Origin of the sequence: Nocardioides psychrotolerans (genome assembly GCF_900113685.1) — a bacterium.
GTDB lineage: Bacteria > Actinomycetota > Actinomycetes > Propionibacteriales > Nocardioidaceae > Nocardioides > Nocardioides psychrotolerans.
Genome location: NZ_FOQG01000002.1, coordinates 123,475 through 137,872, shown reverse-complemented (window position 1 = coordinate 137,872; position 14,398 = coordinate 123,475). Strand labels below are relative to the sequence as shown.

Sequence of the window (14,398 nt, the reverse complement as noted above, 5' to 3'; positions counted from 1 at the left end):
CGAGCCTAGCCGCGGCGGTCGTCACGCCGACGCCGCATCTCAGGCTCGACAGCCCTAGCCTTGCCCCATGACCTCTGCACAGCCCGTGTCCTCGTCGGTCGCCTGGGGCGACTACGAGGCGATCCTGTTCGACCTCGACGGCGTGGTGACGCCCACCGCCGAGGTCCACATGCGCGCCTGGGCGGAGATGTTCAACGCCTTCCTCGGTGACTACGACGGCGAGGGCGACACGTCGCCGTACGCCGACGCGGACTACTTCGCCCACGTCGACGGCAAGCCCCGTTACGAGGGTGTCGCCGACTTCCTGGCCTCGCGCGGCATCGAGCTGCCCGAGGGCAGCGACGACGACACCGGTACCCAGCAGACGGTCAAGGGGCTCGGCAACCGCAAGAACGACGCGTTCAACGAGGTGCTCGAGCGTGACGGTGTCGTCGCCTACCCGGGATCGGTCGCCCTGCTCGACCACCTGCGCGACCTCGGCAAGCCGCTCGCCGTCGTCTCCTCCTCCGCCAACGCTCCCGCCGTGCTCGCCGCAGCCGGCCTGGCCGACCGCTTCCTCACCGTCGTCGACGGCCGCGTCGCCAAGGAGCTGGGCCTGCCCGGCAAGCCGGCGCCCGACACGTTCCTGCACGCAGCCGAGGTGCTGGGCGCGACCAACGCGACCTCGGTCGTGCTGGAGGACGCCGTCTCCGGTGTCCGGGCCGGTCGCGCCGGCGACTTCGTCCTGGTCATCGGCGTCGACCGCGGCGCCGGCGAGCAGACGTTGACCGACGCCGGCGCCGACCTGGTCGTGCCGGACCTGGCCGACACCCTCCCGACCGCCGGAGGGACCGAGGGATGAGCATCCGCGACCTGACCACCGACCCGCTCGACCGCGGCCGTTTCCCTGCCGACCCGTGGCGCCTGGTCGAGTGCACCCACAACGCCGAGGACCTGGGGGTCACCGAGACCCTCTTCACCGTCGCCAACGGCTACCTCGGGATGCGCGGCAACCCCGAGGAGGGGCGCGACGCCTACGCGCACGGCACCTTCGTCAACGGCTTCCACGAGACGTGGCCGATCCGGCACGCCGAGTCGGCCTACGGCTTCGCGCGCACCGGCCAGACGATCGTCAACGTCCCCGACGCCAAGCTGCTCAAGGTCTACGTCGACGACGAGCCGCTGACCCTCGGCACCGCCGACATCGAGCACTACGAGCGCACCCTCGACTTCCGCGACGGGGTGCTGCGCCGCTGCCTGGTCTGGCGCACGCCATCGGGCAAGCGGGTCAAGGTCGAGACGACGCGCATGGTCTCGATGACCCAGCGCCACCTCGCGGTCCTGACCCTCGAGGTCACGATGCTCGAGGGCGACGCCCCGATCGTGATCTCCTCGCAGCTGCTCAACCGCCAGGACGGGACCGACGAGTACTACACGCCCGAGTCGTCCATGGGCGAAGGCATGAACGACCCACGCAAGGCCGTGGCGTTCGAGGGCCGGGTGCTGCTCCCTCGGGTCCACTACGCCCGCGACGACCGGATGATGCTCGGCTACCGCTGCGCCAACTCGTTGATGACCATCGCGGTCGCCGCCGACCACCGGCTCGAGACCGAGGACGAGCACGAGCACATCCTGCGAGACGACGAGGACCTCACCAAGATGGTCTTCCGCGTCGAGGCGAGCGAGGGGCGCACGGTCCGGCTCGAGAAGATGGTCGCCTACCAGTCATCGCGGGGCGTGCCCGTGCGAGAGCTCTCGGACCGCTGCGACCGCACGCTGGACCGGGCCGCTCGGCACGGCGTCGAGCACTACCTCGCCGAGCAGCGTGCCTGGTACGGCCGTTTCTGGGCCGCCACCGACGTCGAGGTCGACGGCGACGACGCGCTGCAGCAGGCGATCCGCTTCAACATCTTCAGCCTCGCCCAGGCCAGCGCCCGCGCCGACCAGCAGGGCGTCCCGGCCAAGGGCGTCACGGGCTCGGGCTACGAGGGCCACTACTTCTGGGACTCCGAGGTCTACGTCGCGCCGTTCCTGAGCTTCACCCAGCCCGACGTGGCCCGCAACCTGCTCCACTTCCGGACCCGCATGCTGCCGGCCGCCCGGGCCCGGGCCCGCGAGATGGCCCAGAGCGGCGCGCTGTTCCCGTGGCGCACCATCAACGGCGAGGAGGCCTCGGCCTACTACGCCGCCGGCAGCGCCCAGGTGCACATCGACGCCGACATCGCCTATGCCCTGATGCAGTACGTCGAGGCGACGGGCGACGAGGGCTTCCTCGTGCGCGACGGCGTCGACCTGCTCGTCGAGACCTCCCGCATGTGGGCCGAGCTCGGGTTCTGGCGCAGCAACGGTGAACGCTCCTTCCACATCCACGGCGTGACCGGCCCGGACGAATACACGACGGTCGTCAACAACAACCTCTTCACCAACGTGATGGCCCGCTTCAACCTGGAGCAGGCCGTCGCCTCCGTCGAGCGGATCAAGCACGACCACCCGACCGAGCACGCCCAGCTCGTGCACCGGCTCGGCCTCACCGACGAGGAGGTCGAGGAGTGGCGCGCCTGCGCCGAAGGTATGGCGATCCCCTTCGACGAGGGACTCGGCATCCACCCGCAGGACGACTTCTTCCTCGACCGCGAGGTGTGGGACCTTTCGCAGACCCCCGACGAGCTGCGCCCGCTGCTGCTGCACTACCACCCGCTGGTGATCTACCGGTTCCAGGTGCTCAAGCAGGCCGACGTCGTGCTCGCGCTCTTCCTCCAGGGCGACCGCTTCACCCAGGAGCAGAAGCGCGCCGACTTCGAGTACTACGACCCGATCACCACCGGCGACTCCACCCTGTCGGCGGTGGTGCAGTCGATCATCGCGGCCGAGGTGGGCTACCACGAGGTCGCGAAGAAATACTTCGACCAGGCCCTCTACGTCGACCTGGCCAACCTCCATGACAACACCGTCGACGGGCTCCACATCGCCTCGGCGGGTGGTGTCTGGAGCGCGCTGGTCTTCGGCTTCGCCGGCATGCGTGACCGCGGTGGCGTCCTGTCCTTTGATCCTCGACTGCCCGTCGGGTGGGAAGCCCTGCGCTTCCCGGTCAAGTGGCACGGCACGCAGCTGCGCGTCGAGCTCACCGAGAAGCGCCTGGCGATCACGGCCGAGGCCGGCGACGAGGTGCGCCTGTTCGTGCGGGGCAACGAGCACACCGTCTCCGAGGGCACGCCGCTCTCGATCGACCTCGACTGCCACGGGGAGCGCATCGACGGCATGCTCGGGGACCGTCCGCTCGTCGGTGGCACCCGCGCCGACGGCACCCAGATCACCGCCGGCGTGCCCGAGGCGATCGACTTCGACGAGGTCACCTTCAGCGACCAGCCGCTGCCCCACGACCCCCACGGCGTGCCCCACGTGCCGGGCGACTGAAGCGTCGGCGGCACGCGTGGTCCCCGCAGCGCTGCGGGGTCGGCGCGACGTGGAGTCAGCCCCAGGCAAGCGCACGGAAGCTTTCGCGTAGTCGAGCGTACTCAATCGCTCTCGCGGGTCGGCTACAGGCGTGGAACAGTCGGCCATCGGCCCCTTGAGTACGTCCGAATACGAGAGCAATCGTGCGCTTGCCCGACTTGCCGCCCCTCAGAACGATGCAGCCCGCACGACCATGACGTCCGGCAGGTTGTCGACCGCCTTGGTCCACGACTCCCCCGCGTCGGGCGACGCCCACACGGCGCCGTTGCGCGCCCCGACGTACACGCCGGCGGAGGCGTGGTCGTCGACGGTCATCGCGTCGCGCATCACGCCGACGAAGAAGTAGTCCGGGAGGCCCTCGCCCAGCTCGGTCCAGGTGTCACCGGCGTCCTGCGAGCGCCAGACCCTGGCCCGGCCGCCGGTGGGGTAGCGCCCCTCGCTCGCGTTGAGCGGGAACACGAAGACCGTGTCGGGCTCGTGGGGGTGGACAACGACCGGGAAGCCGAAGTCGGCCGGCAGCCCCTCGGCGATCGACTGCCAGGACAGACCCTCGTCGTCGGAGCGGTAGACGCCGCCGTGGTTCTGCAGGTAGAGCCGCTCGGGGCGCAACGGGTGCCTGGTCACCTTGTGCACGCACTGGCCGAACTCGGGGAACTGCTGGCCCTCAGGCATGAACTCCGCCCGGATGCCCTGGTTGCGAGCGGTCCAGGAGGCGCCGCCGTCGACGGTCTGGTAGACGCCGCCGGTCGAGATCGCCACGGTCACCGACGCCGGGTCGGTCGGGTGCGGCAGGATCGTGTGGAAGGCCTGGCCACCGAACCCGGCGCCCCACTCGGGCTTCTGCGGGTGGTTCCAGAGCGCCTCCTCCAGGGAGAAGTGCTCGCCGTTGTCGGTGGAGCGCCAGACGGCCCCTGGCTCGGTGCCGGCGTAGACGACACCGGGATCGATGCCCGGCGTGAGCTGCCAGACCCGCTCGACCGAGGCATCGGAGCCTTCGGGGAAACGGATGCCGCCGCCCGGGGTCTCCTGCCACGTGCGTCCGAGGTCATCGGACCAGCGGACCTGCGGACCGAGCCAGCTCGACGAGGCACCGGCGAAGATCCGCGGCGCCGGCCCACGCGTGTCGACCAGGCAGGAGTACACCTCCTCCATGTCGTGGTGGGGGCCGGTGAAGTCCCAGTCCAGCCTCGCCTCGTCGGACGTGCCGACCCAGAGACCCTTGCGGGTCCCGACCATCAACATCGTGCGTCCTGCTCCGTCGCGTGCGCCCATCGAGTCGCTCCTCTGTCCGTCCTGCTGTCGGTCGTCCTGCCACTGTCTCCTAGATTGACCCGGTGACCACGCAGAAGTCATCGGCCCCGGTGGTCTCCTCGGTGGTCTCCCCGATCTGGCTGGTCCTGATCGGCATCCTCTCGGTGCAGTTCGGCGCCGGCATCGCCAAGAGTCTCTTCGACGAGGTCTCGCCCACGACGATCGTGTGGCTGCGGCTCGTCACCAGCGCGATCGTGCTCGCCCTCATCGCCCGCCCCGCGCTGCGCGGGCGGTCGCGGGCCGACTGGTGGGTCGTGCTCGGCTTCGGGTTGAGCCTCGCAGTCATGAACTGGGCGATCTACCAGGCCTTCGCTCGGATCCCGCTCGGGATCGCCGTCACGATCGAGTTCGTCGGACCGCTCACCCTGGCCGTGCTGGGGTCGCGACGGGTGCGCGACCTGGTCTGGGTGGCACTGGCCGCCGTGGGGGTGCTGCTGCTGGGCTTTGAGCGGGTCGACCTCGACCCCGTGGGCGTGCTGCTCGCGCTGGTCGCGGGCGCCGCCTGGGCGTCGTACATCCTGCTCGCGTCGTCGACCGGGCAGCGCTGGCCGGGCCTCGACGGACTCGCGGTGGCCAGCGTGGTCGCGACCCTGGTGCTCACGCCGTTCGCGGTCCACGCCGGCAGCGACGTGCTGGGCGACCCGCGGATCCTGCTGCTCGGAGCAGCCGTCGGACTGCTCAGCTCGGTGATCCCCTACACCTGCGAGCTGGTCGCGCTGCGATCCCTGCGTCCGGCCGTCTTCGGGATCCTGATGAGCCTGGAGCCGGCCGCCGCGGCGCTGGCCGGGCTGCTGGTCCTCGGCGAGGTCCTCTCGCCGATCCAGCTGGCCGCCATGGCGTTCGTGGTCGTCGCCAGCATCGGGGCCACGCGGTCGCGGTCCACCATCGCCCAACCGGTGCCGGACTGACGCCGTCCTTGTATTGACCAGTGGGGGATCTTGTGAGGAGTTCATGTAGATGTCACGTCGGGGAGACGGCACCGACCCACCTGGCTACTAGCGTGGCGGGTGCACTCAACCCCCCGGAGTCGTCGATGCTCGCCCACCTCGCCCCACCCGTCCTCGTCGAGGCCGTCCAGCGCTGGGCCGTCGAGTCGCAGCAGCGGGCCCGTCGCAACGCGATGCTGGCTGCCACCGAGTGCGTCCAGCGCAGGGTCGAGCGCGAGGACGTCGAGGACTTCTTCTCCGCCCGCTACCCCAGTCGCTTCCCGGCCCGCGGCGTCGCCCAACGCCCCGCCGACGTCGTGAGTCCTGACACGCTGCGACGTTCCCAAGTCTGACTCGGGCACAATCGGAGTCATGACGACCTCCGAAGCCCGGACCACCGCCATCGCGTCCGTCTCGTTCCACGACGTTCTCTCCGACGACGGCACCGTGCTGCGGGCGTGGACCAACGACCCGGCCGGTCGCATCGACGGCCCCACCGTGGTCCTGTGCAACGGGCTCGGCACCAACGCCTACGCATGGCCCGCGCTGCTCGACCCCGACTGCGACGTCCGCGTCGTCTCATGGAACCACCGTGGCGTCGGGGGCTCTGACCGGCCCACCGACCCCAGCCACGTCGAGATCGGGCACTTCGTCGAGGACGGGCTCTCGGTGATGGACTACTTCGGCATCGACACGGCCGTGCTCATGGGCTGGTCGATGGGCGTCAACACGATGTTCGAGCTGGCGGTGCGCCACCCCGAGCGCGTGCGGGGCCTCTTCGCGGTCGCCGGCGTCCCGGGCGACACCTTCGCCACGATGCTGGCCCCGCTGCGCCTTCCCCGGCCGGTCGCCCGGGCGATCACGGTCAACCTCGCGCGCGTGATGAGCCTCGGGGGCCGCGCCCTCACCCCGATCGCGGCGCGGCTGCCGATCGGCCCCCGGACGATCGACCTGCTGACCCACACCGGCTTCATGTTCCCCGTCAAGCACCCCGAGCTCGCTGTCGAGGCGGTGCGCGAGTTCCTCACCACGCCGCTCGACTGGTACTTCCACCTCGCGCTCAGCACCTCGCGCCACGCCCGGGTCTCGCTCAGCCGCGTCACGGTGCCCTGCGCGTTCGTCGCCGGGTCCTGGGACATCCTGGCGGGCGCCCGTGACATGGCGAGCGCCGCCGCCCGCCTCGAGGACGCGACGTACGTCGAGCTCCGCGGGACGCACTTCGTCGCCATGGAGCAGCCCGACGCGGTGCACGACCTGCTGCTCGAGTTCATCGCCCGGGTGGGCTGATGCGGATGTCCCGGGCCGTCCGTCTGCCTCGCCCGTCAGCCGCTGCCACCGCTGGCCTGGTGGCGGGGGCGCTGCTGCTGGCCGGCTGCGGTCAGGCCGGCAACGAGAGCACCGTGACCATCACCGGTACGGCGCCTGCGTCGCCGTCAGCTCCACCGCCCTCACCGTCGACATCAGCATCTGCTGAGCCGAGCGCCCCCTCCTCCTCCACCTCGTCAGAGCCGGCCGCGCCGGGCGGTCCACCCGAGGTCATCGAGGAGATCGCGACCGGGCTCGAGGCGCCGTGGGGCCTGGACTTCTTCGCCGACGGCGACGCGATCGTCACCGAGCGCGACACCCAGCGGGTGCTGCTCGTCAGCGGTGACGACTACACCGTGACCGAGCTCGGCACCCTCGACGTCGCGGCACCCCAGGGCGAGGCAGGGCTGCTCGGGGTGGCGATCTCGCCCGACTTCGCGCAGGACCGGTTCGTCTACTTCTACGCCAGCACCGCGAGCGACAACCGGGTCGTGCGCGCCACGCTCCGCGGCGACCGGCTCGGTGAACCGACCCCGATCTTCACCGGCATCCCCAACGGCTACATCCACGACGGCGGGCGCCTGGAGTTCGGCCCCGACGGCATGCTCTACGTCTCCACCGGCGAGACCGGGGAGCCGTCGCTCGCGCAGCAGCGCGACAGCCTCGGCGGCAAGGTCCTGCGCCTCACCCCCGCCGGCAAGCCCGCCCCCGGCAACCCCTTCGGGACCGCGGTGTGGTCGTGGGGCCACCGCAACGTGCAGGGTCTCGCCTTCGACGACGCCGACCGGCTGTGGGCCTCGGAGTTCGGGCAGGACACCTTCGACGAGCTCAACCGCATCGACGAGGGCGCCAACTACGGCTGGCCCCAGGTCGAGGGCAAGGGCGGCCAGGATCAGGGGTTCGTCGACCCCCAGCAGGTCTGGAACACCGACGAGGCCTCCCCCTCGGGCCTGGCCTTCCTCGACGGCTACCTGTGGATGGCTGCCCTCAAGGGTGAGCGACTGTGGCGGGTGCGCGTCCAGGGCAACCGTGCGGTCGAGGCGGAGCCGTTCTTCGTCGGTGACTACGGCCGGATGCGCACCGTCGCCGCCACCGACGACGGGATGCTGTGGGTCATGACGAGCAACCGCGACACCCGCGGCGATCCCGGCCCCGGCGACGACAAGATCCTGCTCGTCAGGCCGTAGGAGCGGGCCCCGAGGCCCGCTCCTCGGCCACCCCCACCACCAGCGCCCGCTTGGCAGCGCGCCGCAGCGTGGTCAGCACCGCAGGCCCGAGGAGCACCAGCGCGACGGCGGTGGTGATCGCGCGTCCGGTGTCGAAGCTGCCGGTGGAGGTGATGAGCGTGTAGACGAGGAACGTCTGCAGGTTGTCGAGCAGCGGGGCGCCGGGCACGTAGGCCAGCGAGCCCTCGTGGCCGGGCACCTGGACACCCAGGAGGAACGGCCAGCCGGAGAGGTTCATCAGCAGGCCGAAGAGGTAGGCCGCGACGACCCCGTAGACCACGAGCATCGCGATCTCCGCGCGACCGGTGACGCGGCGCGGCAGCAGGCCCGCGCCCATCCCGACCCACGCCGCGATGATCATCTGGAAGGGCAGCCACGGGCCGACGCCGGCTGTCATCAGGGCCGAGGCGAAGAGCGACGTCACGCCCAGCACGAAACCGAAGCCCGCGCCGAAGACGCGCCCGCCGAGGATCAGCAGGAAGAACACCAGCTCCACGCCCGCGGTGCCGGCCGAGAGCATCCGCAGCACCGCGTTCATCGCGCTGAGCACGCCGAGGATCGCCAGCACCCGGGCATCCATCCCGCCCTCGCTCAGCTCCGCGAGCACGACCGCGATGACGACGGGCAGCAGCGCGAGGAAGAGGAACGGCGGGTCGATGCGCGCGTCGTCCGGGACCCGCAGCAGCAGCGGCCAGAGCAGCATCATCAGCCCACCGAGCGAGGCGACGGTGAGGACGGCTGCCGAGCGCAGCGAGAGGGGTACGGCGACCGGGGTGCTGGTGCGGACGGCGCTCACGCGGTCCTCGCCCCCAGCGCCGCGACGACCTCGTCCGCGCGCAGCCACGGCGCGCCCAGCACCTTCATCACCTGCGGCGCGAAGGCGGGCGACTCGGCGACCACCCGGCGTACGGGGCCGGCGGAGACGACCTCGCCCTCCGACATCACGACGACCTCGTCGGCGGCCTGGGCGGTGAACTCCACGTCGTGGGTCGCCACCAGCACGGCGTGCCCGTCGTCGGCGAGCGCGCGCAGCATGCCGGCCAGCGCCCGCTTGGCGGCGTAGTCGAGGCCGCGCGTCGGCTCGTCGAGGAGCACGACGTGCGGCCGGGCGACGAGGACCAGCGCGAGGGCGAGCGCCAGTCGCTGTCCCTCCGAGAGGTCGCGTGGGTGCTGGTCGCCGGGGATGCCGGGCACGAGCCGGTCGAGGATGGCGCGGGTGCCGTCGCCACCCGCGGCGCACTCCTCGTCGACGGTCTCGAGGTAGAGGAGGTCTGCCGAGCTCTGCGGGAGCAGCCCGACGACATTGCGCCGCTGCGCCGGCTCGAGCCGTGCGGGGTCGGACCCGCACGAGGCGACGACACCGTGCGCCCGCTTGCCGGTGCCCTGAAGTGCCCACAGCAGCGACGACTTGCCGCAGCCGTTGCGGCCCATCAGCGCGGTGACACGACCGGCGCCGAGCGTCAGGTCGAGCTCGCGGACGGCCACCGTGCGCCCGTGGGTGACGGTGAGACCGCGGGCCCGCAACGCCTCGGGGGCGTCGGGCAGCACCTCCTGGACGGGCGGGGCGAGGTCGAGGGCGCGAGCGGAGCGGCGGGCCTCGCGGACCGTCAGCGGCAGCGGGCTCCAGCCGGCGGCCCGGCCGAGCTCGACGATCGGGGGCACGACGGGCGAGTGCGCGAGCAGCTCGGCGGGGGTGCCGACCTGCACACGGGCGTCGCCGGTGAGCAGACACATGCGGTCGGCGAACGGCACGACCCGCTCCAGCCGGTGCTCGGCGACGAGCACGGAGACGCCGAGGTCGTGGACCAGCCGGGTCAGCGTGGCCAGCACGTCCTCGGCGGCGGTCGGGTCGAGCGCCGAGGTGGGCTCGTCGAGGACGAGCAGGCGGGGGTGGGTGGTGAGCACGGAGCCGATGGCAACGCGCTGCTGCTGGCCGCCCGAGAGGGTGCGCAGGTCACGGTGTCGCAGCTCGGCGATGCCGAGCAGGTCGAGGGTCTCCTCGACGCGGCGACGCATCGCGTCGGGCGCGAGGCCGAGCTGCTCCATGCCATAGGCCAGCTCCTCCTCGACGGTGTCGGTGACGAAGCCGGCGGCCGGGTCCTGGCCGACGTAGCCGACCACGTGCGCACGGTCGCGGGGCGGGGTGCGCAGGATGCTGGTGCCGTCGAGGAGCAGGTCGCCGCGCAGGGTGCCGCCGCTGAAGCGCGGCACCAGGCCGGTGACGACGCCGAGCAGCGTCGACTTGCCGACGCCGGTGGGGCCGGAGACGAGCATCAGCTCGCCCTCCTCGATCGTCAGGTCGACGTCGCTGAGCACCGGGTGGTGGTCGTAGGCGACCGAGATGCCGCGCAGCTCGATCATGCGAGCACCTGCCTCGGAGGTGGGGCCGCCGCGGCAGCGACCGCACCGACGAGGACGCCGACGAGGGCGACCAGGGAGATCTGGGGGGCACCCGACAGATCGGGGTAGGCGATCAGCAGCTGGTGGCCGTTGACCCACCAGCCGACCACACCGACGGCGACCCCGGACGCGACGATCGCCAGCTCGGGCCAGCGCCAGCGGTCGGGACGGTAGCGGGTGCGCTCGACCCGCCGTCCGGCGCTCATCAGCCCGGCGACGGCGACCACGACCCCGAGGCCGAGCATCGGCAGCGCGAGGTAGCGCGGGGCGGTCAGGTCGAGGGTCGCGTAGACCCCGACGCACACCCCGCACAGACCCGCCAGCATCAACGTGCCCGTCGTACGCCGTTGGGCGGGGGTGAGCCCGCCAGCCCGGCCGTAACCGCGGGTGTCCATGCCCGCGGCGAGCGCGAGGGAACGCTCGAGGGCGTCCTCCATGACGGGTACGACGAAGCGGCGCAACCGCCGCACGCGACCGGTCTCGCCCCCACGCAGCGCCTGCGCCGCACGCACCCGGCGCACGCTGTCGGCGAACTGCGGCAGCACGGTCACGGCGACCACCAGGGCGGTCCCGACCTCGTAGAGCGCCGGCGGCACCGAGCGCAGCAGCCGTTTGGGGTTGGCGAGCGCGTTGGCCGCGCCGATGCAGATGACGATCGCGGCCAGCCGCAGGCCGTCGTAGAGCCCGGCAAGCAGCGACTCCTGCGTGACCGGGCCGAGGAGCGTGATGCCGAGGACCCAGTCGGGCAGGGGGATCTGTGGCAGGTCGAGGACCACGTTGCCGGGATAGCTCCCCGCGAAGACCAGCCTGAAGAGCACCCGCAGCACCACGATGGCGATGCCGAGGTAGACGTAGAGCCGGAACGACTGACCCCACGGCTGGTCCGAGCGCCGGGCCATGACGACCATGCTCGCGACGCCGATGATCAGCAGGAGCACCAGCGGGTTGGTCGTGAGCGAGGCTGCCGTGGCGAGACCGATCGCCCACAGCCACCAGGCCACGGGGTGCACGTCGCGCGGGAGCCGGGCGCCGGCGACGCTCGATCGCGTCAGGGTCAGGGTGCTCACGGGCCGGTCTGCCTCCTGCGCTGCAGGAAGACGCCGCCAGCGCTGGCGAAGACCAGGACGATCAGCGCCGGGGCGACCCAGGCCGGGAGGCCGTCGTCGGAGGTGGTGGCGGCCGTGGGTGAGACCGGATCGTCCGAGTACGGCGCGCCCGTGGCCTCGTCGGACGGGCTCGCGGCCGGTGTCGCGCTCGCGGACGGGTCGGCGGACGCGCCCGGCTTCCCGGGCGGGCTCGGCCTGCCGGGTGCCGCGGTGGCCGACGGGGACGGGTCGCCGGACGGGTCGCTGGCGGGGTCGTCGGCCGCGTCGACCGGCTCCGTGGGCTGGGGCGTCGACGAGGCCGGGCCGCCGTCGGAGCCCTGGCCCCCCTCGGTCGATCCGAAGTCAGCGTCCTGGCCCCCACCCGAGCCGGAGCCCCCGCCCGGTGCGGGCTGCGAGGGCTGGGCCGTCGGTGTGGGCGTCGGGGTCGGGCTGGGTGCCGGGTGCGGGGCCGGCGTGAAGCTCGGCTTGGCGTCCCCGCCGCTCTCGTCCCACGAGAAACCGACGTAGCCGCCGTCGGGGATGGTCAGAGAAGCGGCACCGAGGCTGGAGTAGACCCAGTCACCACCCTTGCCGTCGGTCCACCACAGGCCCCAGTAGGCGTTGGCAGCCGAGGTGTTGACGCACGGGTCCTCGGCCGGGACTCCGGACACCCGGCACACGAAGCCGGGCTGGCGTTGCGCGTAGGTCAGCGGGTGCCCTGCCGAGGGGAACAGCGCTGAGGCCTTCTGGCCCCCACCGCCCGAGATGCAGCCCGAGGCGACTCCCCCGCCGAGCTGGTTGAAGTCCACGACGACCGTCACGCCGCTCGCGCTGGAGCAGCCGGCCGCGACGGCAGGAGCAGGTGTGCCGACCCCGACCGCCGCCGCCACGAGGGCGGCGGCAGCGAGGAGTCGTGCCGGGCGGTGTCGCACGATCAACGCTTGACGGTGATCGTCGCGGTGTTGGTCCGGTTGGCGAACTCGCCGGTGACCTTGAGGGTCGCCTTGCCGAGGTTGCCCGTGACCTTGAATCGCTTGGTCAGCACACCCTGGGCGTTGGCGGTGCCGGCGGCGACGCGCTTGCCGCGCAGGAAGACCCGTACCGACTCGCGGCGGGCGAGGCCGCTGACCTTGACGGTGTCGAAGGCGCCGCGGGCGACGCGCACCTTGGCGATCTTCAGACCGAGCTTCTTCGCGGCGACGGCTTGGAACGTCGTCGAGCCGACCGTGGCCTCGCCGGAGCGCAGGACGAAAGTGCGCAGCGCGGTGCCGGCGGGCAGCGTCACGCGGGCGACCGCCTGCCCGTCGTCGCCGGCGGTCGTGCGCGCGGCCACGGCACGGCCGCGGGTCACACACACCGTGTCGCCGGGAGCGAGACCGCCACCGGACACGACCGTGATGCTGCGACCGGCCTGCTGGAAGAACCTCTGGTTCGGCACGGCGACTGCGCCCGTGCCCTCGGCCGGCGCCCACTGCAGGCCCGGCAGCGCCTGGGCGGAGGCCCGGCGGAACTGGTCCTCGACTGCATCCGTGATGCCCTCGCCGCGAGCGGTGTTGCGGGCCGCGGCATCGTAGGCGATCGCGCCGTTGTCGGGCGTGAGGCCCGAGGCGCACGGGGCGGTGTCGTCGGCCTGCAGGCGCCGGACCCAGGTGGCCGCCTCAGCGGCGCGGGCGGTGTCGCCCTCGGTGCCGAGCGCCCAGCCGGCGAGCCCGGTGCTGTTGGTGTTGGGCGCCTCGGTGGAGGTGCCGCCGCCGAACGAGCCGTTGTCCCTCTGCGCACCGGCGAGCCAGTCGGTCGCCCGGGTGACGGCGGCCTGCACGTCGGTGTCGTCGGTCTGGCTCTGCAGCGCGATCACGGCGAGCGCGGTCACGTCGGTGTCGGGAGCGGCCTCCGGGTCGGCGTCGCAGGCCTGCAGGGGTGCGTCGGCCGCGGCGAAGTTGAGCCGGAAGAAGCCCTCGGTGCACTGCTGGGCGAGCAGGAAGTCGGTCGCCGGGTCGACGAGCGCGCTGGCCTCCGCGTCAAGACCCTGGACCGCGAAAGCCTGGCCGATGGTGTTGGAGAAGTCGGCCTCGAACGGCTGCGTCCCGTCGAACGTGTCCTGGATGCGGCCGTCGATCAGCGCCTCCGTGGCGACCTGCGCCTCGAGGTCGGCGACCAGATCGGTCCCACCAAAGGCGTTGCCGTCGCGACCCGCGCTCGTGGCCAGCGCGAGCGCCTTGCCCATCGAGCCGGCCAGCACATGGGTGCTGTCGCCGGTCGGGTAGGAGGTGTAGGACGAGAGGTTCGCCGCGATCGCGTCGGTGACCGCCTGGACGGCCGGATCGTGGCCGCCGATCGCGTCGAGCCCCAGGGCGACGTCGATGGACAGGCCGTAGTCGTCGAACCCGCCGAAGTTGGGGTTGAAGACCAAGCCATCGGTCAGCTGGGTCTCGAGCCACGCGGCACCGGCGGTGACGGGCGCCGGGTCCTCGGCGGCGTACGACGGCGCGGCCGGCAGGGCGGCCAGCGCACCGAGTGCCAGGGCCGGGGTGGCCAGGAGGCCGACGGTGCGGCGCAGGATGGGGCTGTTCATGGGAGGGGGTCCTCTCCGCTGCGCACAGCGGAGGCGACCAGGCCTGGTGCCTGGAGGGCGCCACCGCTGGTTGTCCTCGACAGCGAGTGATCAGGACGCGTCGCAACGGGCGTTCCGGCTCGTCGTCCGGTGCTCGGGAGC

Annotated in this window: 12 protein-coding genes; 6 read left to right on the top strand and 6 right to left on the bottom strand. The window is 72.2% G+C overall.

Annotated features, from left to right (window positions below; all coding sequences use genetic code 11):
- The first annotated feature begins 67 nt into the window (after positions 1 to 67).
- Positions 68 to 841 carry an HAD family hydrolase gene (locus BM204_RS02820; protein ID WP_091110246.1) on the top strand — a complete coding sequence of 258 codons (774 nt, stop codon included), beginning with the start codon at positions 68 to 70 and terminating at the stop codon, positions 839 to 841.
- A complete protein-coding gene (locus tag BM204_RS02815) occupies positions 838 to 3,393 on the top strand; it encodes a glycoside hydrolase family 65 protein (RefSeq protein WP_091110244.1) in 2,556 nt (851 codons plus the stop codon). Before BM204_RS02820 ends, BM204_RS02815 begins: the two co-directional genes overlap by 4 nt.
- Positions 3,394 to 3,600: 207 nt before the next feature.
- Here the strand turns inward: BM204_RS02815 and BM204_RS02810 are convergent, their stop codons facing one another.
- The gene (locus BM204_RS02810; RefSeq protein ID WP_091110243.1) at positions 3,601 to 4,704 is read right to left on the bottom strand and encodes a WD40/YVTN/BNR-like repeat-containing protein; all 1,104 of its coding nucleotides are present in this window, start codon (positions 4,702 to 4,704) and stop codon (positions 3,601 to 3,603) included.
- A gap of 62 nt (positions 4,705 to 4,766) precedes the next feature.
- On the opposite strand from BM204_RS02810, the gene BM204_RS02805 reads away from it, so the two are divergent.
- From BM204_RS02805 to BM204_RS02790, 4 genes are all read left to right on the top strand, one after another.
- Positions 4,767 to 5,651, top strand: coding sequence for an EamA family transporter (locus tag BM204_RS02805; RefSeq protein ID WP_246165816.1), 885 nt, complete (start codon positions 4,767 to 4,769; stop codon positions 5,649 to 5,651).
- Positions 5,652 to 5,743: 92 nt separating this feature from the next.
- Positions 5,744 to 6,022 carry a hypothetical protein gene (locus BM204_RS02800; protein ID WP_091110241.1) on the top strand — a complete coding sequence of 93 codons (279 nt, stop codon included), beginning with the start codon at positions 5,744 to 5,746 and terminating at the stop codon, positions 6,020 to 6,022.
- Between the two features lie 19 nt (positions 6,023 to 6,041).
- Entirely contained in the window at positions 6,042 to 6,956 is a 915-nt protein-coding gene (locus BM204_RS02795) for an alpha/beta fold hydrolase (RefSeq protein WP_091110240.1), read from the top strand.
- A 5-nt stretch (positions 6,957 to 6,961) separates the two neighbouring features.
- Positions 6,962 to 8,161 carry a PQQ-dependent sugar dehydrogenase gene (locus BM204_RS02790; RefSeq protein WP_091110677.1) on the top strand — a complete coding sequence of 400 codons (1,200 nt, stop codon included), beginning with the start codon at positions 6,962 to 6,964 and terminating at the stop codon, positions 8,159 to 8,161.
- Here the strand turns inward: BM204_RS02790 and BM204_RS02785 are convergent.
- The 5 genes from BM204_RS02785 to BM204_RS02765 are packed head-to-tail and all read right to left on the bottom strand — an operon-like array spanning position 8,151 to position 14,257.
- A complete protein-coding gene (locus BM204_RS02785; protein ID WP_439895884.1) occupies positions 8,151 to 8,996 on the bottom strand; it encodes an ECF transporter S component in 846 nt (281 codons plus the stop codon). The two genes, BM204_RS02790 and BM204_RS02785, sit on opposite strands and share 11 nt — an antisense overlap.
- A complete protein-coding gene (locus BM204_RS02780) occupies positions 8,993 to 10,561 on the bottom strand; it encodes an ABC transporter ATP-binding protein (protein ID WP_091110238.1) in 1,569 nt (522 codons plus the stop codon). Before BM204_RS02780 ends, BM204_RS02785 begins: the two co-directional genes overlap by 4 nt.
- Positions 10,558 to 11,667, bottom strand: coding sequence for an energy-coupling factor transporter transmembrane component T family protein (locus BM204_RS02775; protein WP_218031124.1), 1,110 nt, complete (start codon positions 11,665 to 11,667; stop codon positions 10,558 to 10,560). The genes BM204_RS02780 and BM204_RS02775 overlap by 4 nt, the downstream gene beginning before the upstream one ends.
- Entirely contained in the window at positions 11,664 to 12,623 is a 960-nt protein-coding gene (locus BM204_RS02770; protein ID WP_143099639.1) for a hypothetical protein, read from the bottom strand. Before BM204_RS02770 ends, BM204_RS02775 begins: the two co-directional genes overlap by 4 nt.
- Positions 12,620 to 14,257 (bottom strand): prenyltransferase/squalene oxidase repeat-containing protein, encoded by a 1,638-nt coding sequence (locus BM204_RS02765; RefSeq protein WP_091110235.1) that lies wholly within the window; start codon positions 14,255 to 14,257, stop codon positions 12,620 to 12,622. Before BM204_RS02765 ends, BM204_RS02770 begins: the two co-directional genes overlap by 4 nt.
- Positions 14,258 to 14,398: the final 141 nt, after the last annotated feature.

Excerpts from the sequence above, each read along its gene's own strand:
- BM204_RS02820 (WP_091110246.1), top strand. The coding sequence starts at position 68 with ATGACCTCTGCACAGCCCGTGTCCTCGTCGGTCGCCTGGGGCGACTAC.
- BM204_RS02815 (WP_091110244.1), top strand. The coding sequence starts at position 838 with ATGAGCATCCGCGACCTGACCACCGACCCGCTCGACCGCGGCCGTTTC.
- BM204_RS02810 (WP_091110243.1), bottom strand. The coding sequence starts at position 4,704 with ATGGGCGCACGCGACGGAGCAGGACGCACGATGTTGATGGTCGGGACC.
- BM204_RS02795 (WP_091110240.1), top strand. The coding sequence starts at position 6,042 with ATGACGACCTCCGAAGCCCGGACCACCGCCATCGCGTCCGTCTCGTTC.
- BM204_RS02790 (WP_091110677.1), top strand. The coding sequence starts at position 6,962 with ATGTCCCGGGCCGTCCGTCTGCCTCGCCCGTCAGCCGCTGCCACCGCT.
- BM204_RS02780 (WP_091110238.1), bottom strand. The coding sequence starts at position 10,561 with ATGATCGAGCTGCGCGGCATCTCGGTCGCCTACGACCACCACCCGGTG.
- BM204_RS02765 (WP_091110235.1), bottom strand. The coding sequence starts at position 14,257 with ATGAACAGCCCCATCCTGCGCCGCACCGTCGGCCTCCTGGCCACCCCG.